General features: G+C 27.1%; 11 protein-coding genes. 3 read left to right on the top strand and 8 right to left on the bottom strand.

The genetic code is table 11. From position 1 onward, the window contains the following. Positions 1–4: 4 nt before the first annotated feature. From rplS to argF, 7 genes are all read right to left on the bottom strand, one after another. On the bottom strand, positions 5–361 hold the full coding sequence (rplS, locus tag AVBRAN12637_RS01960) for a 50S ribosomal protein L19 (protein WP_214117796.1): 357 nt from the start codon (positions 359–361) through the stop codon (positions 5–7). After that, on the bottom strand, positions 351–1,067 hold the full coding sequence (trmD, locus tag AVBRAN12637_RS01955) for a tRNA (guanosine(37)-N1)-methyltransferase TrmD (RefSeq protein WP_214117795.1): 717 nt from the start codon (positions 1,065–1,067) through the stop codon (positions 351–353). The genes rplS and trmD overlap by 11 nt, the downstream gene beginning before the upstream one ends. Continuing rightward, entirely contained in the window at positions 1,067–1,585 is a 519-nt protein-coding gene (gene rimM / locus AVBRAN12637_RS01950; RefSeq protein ID WP_267523288.1) for a ribosome maturation factor RimM, read from the bottom strand. Before rimM ends, trmD begins: the two co-directional genes overlap by 1 nt. Continuing rightward, a complete protein-coding gene (locus AVBRAN12637_RS01945; RefSeq protein WP_214117793.1) occupies positions 1,578–1,823 on the bottom strand; it encodes a KH domain-containing protein in 246 nt (81 codons plus the stop codon). The genes rimM and AVBRAN12637_RS01945 overlap by 8 nt, the downstream gene beginning before the upstream one ends. Continuing rightward, the gene (gene rpsP / locus AVBRAN12637_RS01940) at positions 1,823–2,047 is read right to left on the bottom strand and encodes a 30S ribosomal protein S16 (RefSeq protein ID WP_214117792.1); all 225 of its coding nucleotides are present in this window, start codon (positions 2,045–2,047) and stop codon (positions 1,823–1,825) included. Before rpsP ends, AVBRAN12637_RS01945 begins: the two co-directional genes overlap by 1 nt. Before the next feature lie 92 nt (positions 2,048–2,139). Then, positions 2,140–3,471 (bottom strand): signal recognition particle protein, encoded by a 1,332-nt coding sequence (locus tag AVBRAN12637_RS01935; RefSeq protein WP_214117791.1) that lies wholly within the window; start codon positions 3,469–3,471, stop codon positions 2,140–2,142. 74 nt (positions 3,472–3,545) lie between these two features. Then, the gene (gene argF / locus AVBRAN12637_RS01930) at positions 3,546–4,481 is read right to left on the bottom strand and encodes an ornithine carbamoyltransferase (RefSeq protein ID WP_214117790.1); all 936 of its coding nucleotides are present in this window, start codon (positions 4,479–4,481) and stop codon (positions 3,546–3,548) included. Between the two features lie 222 nt (positions 4,482–4,703). Between argF and AVBRAN12637_RS01925 the strand changes: the two genes are divergently transcribed. Further along, the gene (locus tag AVBRAN12637_RS01925; RefSeq protein ID WP_239803086.1) at positions 4,704–5,411 is read left to right on the top strand and encodes a substrate-binding periplasmic protein; all 708 of its coding nucleotides are present in this window, start codon (positions 4,704–4,706) and stop codon (positions 5,409–5,411) included. Positions 5,412–5,425: 14 nt separating this feature from the next. Here AVBRAN12637_RS01925 and AVBRAN12637_RS01920 read toward each other — a convergent pair whose 3' ends face one another. Continuing rightward, positions 5,426–6,988, bottom strand: a complete 1,563-nt coding sequence (locus AVBRAN12637_RS01920) for an amidohydrolase (RefSeq protein WP_336615226.1) — start codon at positions 6,986–6,988, stop codon at positions 5,426–5,428. 231 nt (positions 6,989–7,219) lie between these two features. Between AVBRAN12637_RS01920 and AVBRAN12637_RS01915 the strand changes: the two genes are divergently transcribed. After that, positions 7,220–7,927, top strand: coding sequence for a transporter substrate-binding domain-containing protein (locus tag AVBRAN12637_RS01915; protein WP_214117787.1), 708 nt, complete (start codon positions 7,220–7,222; stop codon positions 7,925–7,927). A 70-nt stretch (positions 7,928–7,997) separates the two neighbouring features. Next, positions 7,998–9,143, top strand: a complete 1,146-nt coding sequence (locus AVBRAN12637_RS01910; RefSeq protein WP_336606748.1) for an MFS transporter — start codon at positions 7,998–8,000, stop codon at positions 9,141–9,143. Positions 9,144–9,145: the final 2 nt, after the last annotated feature.

Raw genomic sequence — 9,145 nt, 5'->3', positions numbered from 1 at the left:
AATATTAGCGTTTAAGTTCTTTAATTCTTGCAGCTTTACCGCGTAATCTGCGTAGATAGAATAGTCTTGAGCGTCTTACTTTACCATGGCGAACTACCGTAATACTTTCTAGACTATCAGAATAAATTGGGAATATTCTTTCTACTCCAACACCATTTGCACCAATTTTGCGAACCATAAAAGTTTCACCTGTGCCTTGACCACGACGAGCTATACAAATACCTTCAAAATTTTGAACCCTTGACTTATCACCTTCTTTAATATGAATAGCAAGTTTTAATGTATCGCCAGCTCTAAAATCAGGAATATTTTTTCCTTCAATTTGTTTAGCTTCAAACTGCTCAATATATTTATTTCTCATAGTTTTTCCTTAAATTATTGTGCTTAGCAAGTAAATCCGGGCGGTGGAATTTGGTCTTGCAAAACGATAGATGATTTTTTAAAAGGCTAATATTAGCGTGATTACCCTTAACAAAACTTGAAATTGAATAAAATTTCTTAAAAATATTATTTTTTTTATATTCAAATATAAAAGGTTTAGTAAAAGATGGAGCTTCTAATAAATAATTTTCAAAACTTTCTTCTACTAAGCTTTCTTGTTTTATTACTCCATTTATATTTCTAGCAATTGCATCGCACATACAAAGAGCTCCTAATTCTCCGCCCGTTAGGACAAAATCACCTATGCTAAAAACTTCATTAGCATAATTTTCATACACTCTTTCATCAATACCTTCATATCTTCCACATACAAAAGTAATTTCATTTTTTAAGGCAAGTCTTTTAGCATCAATTTGTTTAAAAGGTTTTCCTGTAGGGCTTAAAAATATAATATGAGAATTTTTATAATTTTCTAAACAATCAAATAAAGGCTGGCAAGCCATAAGCATACCTGCTCCGCCGCTGATTTTCGTATCATCTACTTTATTATGTTTGTTTGTAGAATAATTTCTAGGATTGTCAAAATGTAGTTTTATAAGCTCTTTTTCTCTTGCAATTTTTAAAATGCTTTCATTAAAATAGTTTTCAATTAGATTTGGAAATAAACTTATAAAATTAAATTTCATTACGAATTTTCTAAAATACTTTTAGAATTATTTACCTTGATAATATCACTTACTGAAATTATAAAATTATTGTGAAAAGGTATATAAAAACTCTTAGATAAGCCTAAATTTACTAATTCATCGCTAGTTTTTATCTCTAATAAATCATTAGCTCCTGTTTCTAAAATATCAACAACGCTACCTAAAAACTCATCATCTTGATATACTTTTAACCCAATAATATCAAAATAAAAATATTCATCTTTTTTAAGCTTAATATTTTTTCTAGTATTTTCAATATTAGAGTAAAGCTCCATATTTACAAGTTCTTTAGCCTTATTTACATCTTCATATCCTACAAATTGCACTAAAGAATTTGAAAAATCAAAAGATTTAATTATGAATTTTTTACCATTTTTATCAAAAAATTCAGCTTTAGGTTTAAATTGTTCGTAAAAATCACTTTTATTATGAAATTTTAAAAAACCAAGTAATCCGTGAGTTTTACCAATTTTAGCAACATAAACTAGATTATTCATCAAAAGTTTTTACCGTGATTTTATAATTTAATTTTTGAGTATTTTTGTGATTAACTGCTATTGTTTTAATTGCGGTTATGATTTTTCCTGATTTTCCAATAAGTCTTCCGGCATCTATTTTAGTAGCCATAATAACAATATCTATTAGGTTATTTTCTTTTTCTTCTACAAAAATTTCTAGCCGCTCAGGATTTGCGGCTATTGTTTTTGCATATGTAAAAATAAATTCTTTTACCATTATTTTGTAATTCTTGCTACACGATCGCTTAATTTAGCGCCTACGCTTTTCCAGTAAGCTAGTCTTTCAGCATCAAATTTGATTGTTTCAGGCTCGCTCATAGGATTGTAATATCCTATACTCTCAATCCAACCGCCATCTCTTCTTTTTCTGCTATCTGTTACTACGATACGATAAAAAGGACGCTTTTTTCTACCCATTCTTGTTAGTCTTACAACTGTCATTATTTTCTCCTTGATTGATTTAAAGATTTTTTATAAACAAAAATTGTCTATAAAAAAGCTTTAAATAAGTTTAAAGCTTTAAAAATTTTTAATTATTTTGGAAAATTTCCTTGATTTAGCATAGAACCTAACCCTTTCATACCACCTTTTGAAAGTTTTTTAGCGATTTTTGACGCATTTTCAAATTGTTTTAAAAATCTATTAACTTCCATTTGAGATAGACCTGCACCTTTTGCAATTCTTGCTTTTCTAGCATTGTTTAATAGGCTTGGAGTTTCTCTTTCTTTTGGTGTCATTGAGCTAATCATTGCCTTTATATGTATCATTTCTTTAGAACTTTCTAAATCTATATCTTTTACTTTATTAGCAATGCCACCAAGACCTGGTATCATTCCAACTAATGAACCTAAATTCCCTAATTTTTTTACACTTTCAAGTTGGTTTATAAAATCATTGAAATTAAATTCACCTTTTTTGATTTTTTTGCTTAAGATTTTTGCTTCTTTTTCATCAAAAACTGCTGAAGTTTTTTCCATTAAAGTTGCTAAATCGCCTTCTCCCATAATACGACCAACAATTCTTTCTGGAACAAAACTCTCAAAATCTCCTACCTTCTCGCCAATACCTACGAATTTTAAAGGTAGATTTAATAATTTTGCTATACCTAAAGCAACCCCGCCTTTAGTATCTGCATCAAATTTACTTAAAATAACACCACTAATGCCTATTTTTTCATTAAATGTTTCTGCAGTTTTTACACCTTCTTGACCACTCATAGCATCAGCTACATAAAAACTCTCATAAGGATTTATTATATCTTTTACACGAGCTAATTCATTCATTAAAGGCTCATCAATCGCTAAACGACCTGCAGTATCCACTAATAATACATCATATAAGCCATCTTTAGCTTTGTTAAGAGCATTTTTTGCTACTTCGCAAGGGTCTTTGCTATCCATTGAAAATAAATCAATTTCATTAGCTTCACATAATTGTCTTAATTGCTCTACCGCAGCAAGTCTTTGTAAATCACACGCTGCTACTAGAACTTTTTTCTTTCTAAGTTTTAAATAATTTGCTAATTTTATCGTGCTAGTTGTCTTTCCACCACCTTGTAAGCCTATCATCATTACAGATGTTAAACCACTTGGAGAAAATCTAAATTCGCTTATTTTATTTTCTGGCGTTAGTATGTTTGTAAGGTTATTTTTAATTGCATCTAAAAAATGCTTTTGACCGATTCCTTTTGCTTTTACTTCATTTTCTACATTAACTAATAATTCTTTCGTTACCTTAAAATGAACATCAGCCTTTAATAAAGACTTTTTAAGAGTTTCCATAGCGTTTTTTAACGCTTTTTCATCATCTATTGTTTTTAATTTATTTACCGCTTGCTTAAAAGAATCACTAATCAACTCAAACATTAAAAATATCCTTTAATTTAAATTTTAAAAAAGGGGTAATTATAACCTCAAATGCTTTATATTTGTTTAATAAATTATATATCTATATCACAAATAGTAGCAATCATAACAGCTTTTATAGTGTGCATTCTATTTTCTGCTTGATTAAAAATTATATCAGCATTATTTTCAAATACATTTTCTGTAATTTCATTACCTTTTACTGCAGGTAAGCAGTGCATTATTATTGTATTTTTTCCAGTTTTTAAAAGCAATTCATCATTTACTTGATAAGGTTTTAAAATATTTATTCTATCTTTTGCTTTTTCTTCTTCTCCCATAGAGCACCAAACATCAGTATATATAATATCAGCACCCTTAATATCTTCAATATTATCGCTGATTTTTATACTTGAGTTATTCGCAAAACTTTTGCAAAGATTTATTAATTCATTATCAGGATGAAGTTCTTTAGGGCTAATATTTATATAATTTAATCCTAATTTAGCACAGCCTATCATAAGAGAATTTGCCATATTGTTTCTACCATCTCCAATATATGCAAAATTAAGCCCTTCTAGTTTGTTAAAATGCTCGTAAATAGTTAGCATATCGGCTAGAATTTGAGTTGGATGAAATTCGTTTGTCAAACCATTCCAAACAGGAACATCACTATATTTTGCTAAGGTTTCTAAATCACTTTGATTAAAGCCGCGAAACTCAATTCCATCAAACATTCTGCTTAATACCCTAGCGGTATCTTGTATGCTTTCTTTTTTGCCTAATTGTATATCGTTAGCACCTAAATATTCAGGATAAGCTTTTTCATCGTTACAAGCTACTACAAATGCACATCTTGTTCTAGTTGATGGTTTTTCAAATATTAAAGCTATGTTTTTTCCTTGCAAATGATTGCCTGTTATACCTTGCTTTTTCTTTTCTTTTAGCTCTTTTGCAAATTTAATAAGTGCTAGGATTTCATCTTTACTAAAATCTTTTAAAGTTAGAAAATCTCTGTTTGTTAGTTTCATTTTTTCTCCTTTTGTTACTAATTTATACAATTTTAAAATATTTTTGAAGAATTTATTTTAATTTATTGCAAAAAAAGTTATTATAAAGCAATTTTTTTAAGGAGGACAAATGGAAAAATTACAAATAAATAAATCAAATCTGCGTTAAAACTTATCACTTCTTTTATTCTATTTTTTTATTTTTTACATTTTTTATTTTTATTAATTTTTTAGGAGATTATTATGAAACAAATTTTTATAGCTACATTGCTAGCTTTAGGGCTTTTTGCACAAGAGATTTATAAGGTTGGCACAGGATATGATTATCCACCATTTGATTATATAGAAAATGGTGAAATTGTAGGATTTGAGATTGATTTAGTAAGAGCAGTAGCAAAAGAGTTGGGTATTCAGGTTGAGCCTGTTACAATGCCATTTGATGGGCTTATTGCGGCTTTAAAAGTGGGTAAAATTGATATTATTTCAGCAGGTATGAGTTATACTTCACAAAGAGCTAAAAATGCTGAATTTACAAAAAGCATATTTGATAGCAAAAATTATTATTTGAAGTTAAAAGGAAATGATAAAATAAATTCTTTAGATGATTTATCAAATGGTGCAATAATTGGGGCAAAAATAGGCACTCTTCAAGCTGACGAAATAACTAATTTAAAAGGTGTTAAGCCGTATTTAAACGAAGAATATATAGTGCTTATTAATTCTACTTTAAATGGTAAAATTGATGGTTTTGTAATGGAAGAGCCAGTCGCTAAAAGTTATATGAAAAAGTATCCAAATTTAGAAGTTTTTGCTACTTCTAGTATTGAAGGAATGAGCCTAGCTTTTAAAAAGGGTAATACAAAATTAAGAGATGATTTTGATAAAACTATTGAGAAATTTAAGCAAGATGGAACTTATTTAAAATTATTAGAAAAATATAATTTAAACTAATCCTTGAAAAAGGATTAGTAAATTCTTTCGCCTTTTAGCCAAGTTTGATGAACTTTTATATCTTTTATTTTTGTTTTATCAATACTAAAAATATCATTATCTAAGACAATAAAATCAGCGCTTTTACCATCTTCAATAGTTGTGCAATTTTTTAGCATTAGGATATTTTGTGAGTTTTTAGTTAGCATTAAAATCGCATCTTCAACTGATATTTCTTCATTTTTATTATAGTTTTTGCCGTTAGGATTAGTTCTTACAACAGCTGCATTAATACTTACAAATAAATTAAAAGGCTCGTGATGAATTGTAGCTGGTGCATCACTTGAAATGCTTAAATCTAAAAATTCTTTTAATGTGTTTAAAGCACAAATTGAATTAAATCTATCATCTTCTAAAGCATCTTCATAGCTTGTATATTCAGCGTATTGAAATATTGGTTGTGTGCTTATAGCAATTTTTACTTTTAACTTTTTTATTTTTTCAATATGTTTTAAATTTAGCATAGAAGCATGCTCAAATCTAATGCTAGGATAATCTTTTAACCAATTTTCATAGCTTGTAAGATTATCAATTACTATATCTATAGCTTTATCTCCCATTAGATGAAAACTTATTTGGCAATTATTATTTTTGGCAAAATCAATGGCTTCTTTAATTTCATTAATATTACATACTAAATCCCCATAATTGTCGCTATTTTTATAAGGTTTATGAGTAAATGCAGTTTGTGATGAAATAGTGCCATCTACAAAGAATTTAATTCCATTAGTTTTAATATCTTCTAGGCTTTTAAATAAGCCAAATTCTTTAGCGTCTTTATAAACTTGATATAAACTAACTCTTTGTTTTAAACCCATATTTTTTGCTAATTTATATAATTCATAAGCTTTTAAAGGTTTAGAATAACACATCATATCACTAATATTTACTATTCCTAAACTTGCATAAATTTCGCCTAATTTTACTAATTTTTTTGCTTCATCTTCTAAGCTTTCTTTTTCCATTGCATTGCGAATTAACATAGATGCACCTAAATCATACATAATACCATTAGGAGTGCCATCTTCAAATCTGCCTATTTTTCCACCTTTAGGCTCTTTTGTGTCTTTTGTAATATTTGCTAGCTCTAGTGCTTTAGAATTGCAAACGCAAGAATGACAGCAACTTCTTAATATAAAAACTGGTTGTGTTGAGCTTATCAAATCTAAATCTTTTATAGTAGGAGCTCTTTTTTCATCTAGTTTTGATTCATCATAACACCAACCTTTAATCCATTTATTTTCCTTACCATAATTTGGTGAAGTTTTTAAAAATTCTATTAATTGTGGAATATTTATCACATAAGGTTTAGTGCAAGCTAGACTATCTATTATTTGTGATACATATGTTGGATGCGTGTGAGTATCGCTTAATGCAGGAATAACGCAGGCATTTTTTAAATCTATGATTTTATTGCAATCATTTCTATTTACATTATTGATTTCACAAAATTTAGAGTTTTTTATACTAAATTCACTTATAAAATCATTTTCGTTTTTACCTGTAAAAACTTTAGCATTAACAAAACCTATTTTCATAATCTATTCCTTTATGTTACATAATGTTACATTTTTTATATTTAATTTAAAATTACACATATTATAATTAACATATTTTACTTTTTTGATTATTATAAGTCATATTTTTAAGGAGGACAAATGGAAAAATTACAAATAAATAAATTAAATCTGCGTTAAAACTTATCACTTCTTTTATTCTATTTTTTATTTTTTACATTTTTTATTTTTATTAATTTTTAGGAGATTATTATGAAACAAATTTTTATAGCTACATTGCTAGCTTTAGGGCTTTTTGCACAAGAGATTTATAAGGTCGGTTTATCGCCTGATTTCCCACCATTTGAGTATATGGAAAATGATGAAATTGTGGGGTTTGAGATTGATTTAGTAAGAGAAATTGCTAAGGAGTTAAATATAAAAATTGAGATTATTCCAATGTCTTTTGATGGTTTAATTCTAGCGTTAAAATCAAAAAAGATTGATATTATTGCATCAGGTATGAGTTATACACCTAAAAGAGCTAAAAATGTTGAGTTTTCAAATCCAATAATAGAAAGTGAAAACCACTATATCAAATTAAAAAGTAATAAAAAGCTAAATTCTTTAAAAGACCTTGAAAAAGGAGCTATTTTAGGCGCACAAATAGGCACTTTACAAGCTGATGAAATATCTAATATTAAAGGCGTAGTTCCGTTTTTAAATTCTGAATACATTCCACTTGTATTATCTACTTTAAATGGCAAAATTGATGGTTTTGTATTAGAAGCTGCTGTTGCTAAGAGTTATACTAAAAATTATGATGATTTTGAAGTATTCGCAAAAACTCCAATAGCTGGAACTTGCATAGCTTTTCAAAAAGGCAATACTAAATTAAGAGATGATTTTAATAATGTAATTAACAAATTTAAAAACGATGGAACTTATTTAAAATTGTTACAAAAATATAATTTAGACTAAATATTTATGCCTAATATTTAGGCATAAATTGAATTTTTTAGATATATTAAAGTCTTAATAAAGGAAAAATATGAAAAAAAGTTATTTTTTAATAAGTATTTTATGTGTAATTTTTATATCTTTAAATCTTAGAGCACCAATTACTGCAATAGGTCCTATAGTTGATAATATTATGAGTTATTATGATTTAAATTCTACGCAAATTGGGATTTTAAGTGCTTTGCCACTTTTTTGTTTTTTTATTTTTTCTTTAATCGCTCCGATTTTACCAAATACAAAAGCTATGCTTTATGCGATTATTTTAATAATGTTTGGACTATTTGCTAGGGCGTTTTTTAATACTTTTTTCTTATTTTTTGGGACGATTTTAATAGGTTTAGGTATTGCGATTTTGAATGTTTTAATGCCTAGTTTTGTTAAAAATCACTTTAAAAATATTGGAAAAATTATGGCACTTTATGGAATGTTTTTAAGTATTTCTAGCTTAATAGGAGTTTTTGGGCATTATTTGATTGATTATATTGGACTTAGTGGAGCTTTATTTTGTTGGATTATATTTGCTATTATTGCGTTTTTTTGCTATCTGCCATTTATTAAAAATCATAGGCTTAATAGATATTCTAAAACTCAAAATTTCAGTGATTTTTTAAGTATTTTTAAAAACAAAAACGCTTGGATAATCACTGCTTTTATGGGGCTTCAAAGTTGTGTTTTTTATACGATAATTACTTGGTATCCTAGTATATTAGCTATTAGTATGAATAAAGATTATGCGACTAATATTGTTATATTATTTCAATTTTGTTCTATGTTTTCAGCTTATTTTATACCTAATAAAATGGCTCAGATTGAAAATAAAGCAATGCTTTTAACTTTAGTTTGTATTAGCAATATTCTTGCTTTTTTTATATGTTTATTAAGTTCAAATATTTATATTTTAATAATTTCAGCTTTATTATTTTCTATTCCTGTTGGTGGAATTTTTGGCGTTGCATTGATAATGATTGCTATTAAATCAAAAGATACAAAAACTACAATATACTTAAGTTCAATGTCTCAAAGTGTAGGGTATTTAATAGCTACTATTGGGCCAATAATTTTTGGATATTTTAAAGATATTACAAATAGTTTTAATACTTCAATTATTTTTATGATAATTATTAGTTTTTTGTTGCTAATTTTTTCTTTACTTTCAAATAAAATAAGCTATATATAAAC

The sequence above is a fragment of the Campylobacter sp. RM12637 genome (assembly GCF_020137645.1).
In the GTDB taxonomy this organism is placed as follows: domain Bacteria; phylum Campylobacterota; class Campylobacteria; order Campylobacterales; family Campylobacteraceae; genus Campylobacter_E.
The sequence above is the reverse complement of the archived record's forward strand: the minus strand, read 5'-3'. Positions and strand labels throughout refer to the sequence as shown.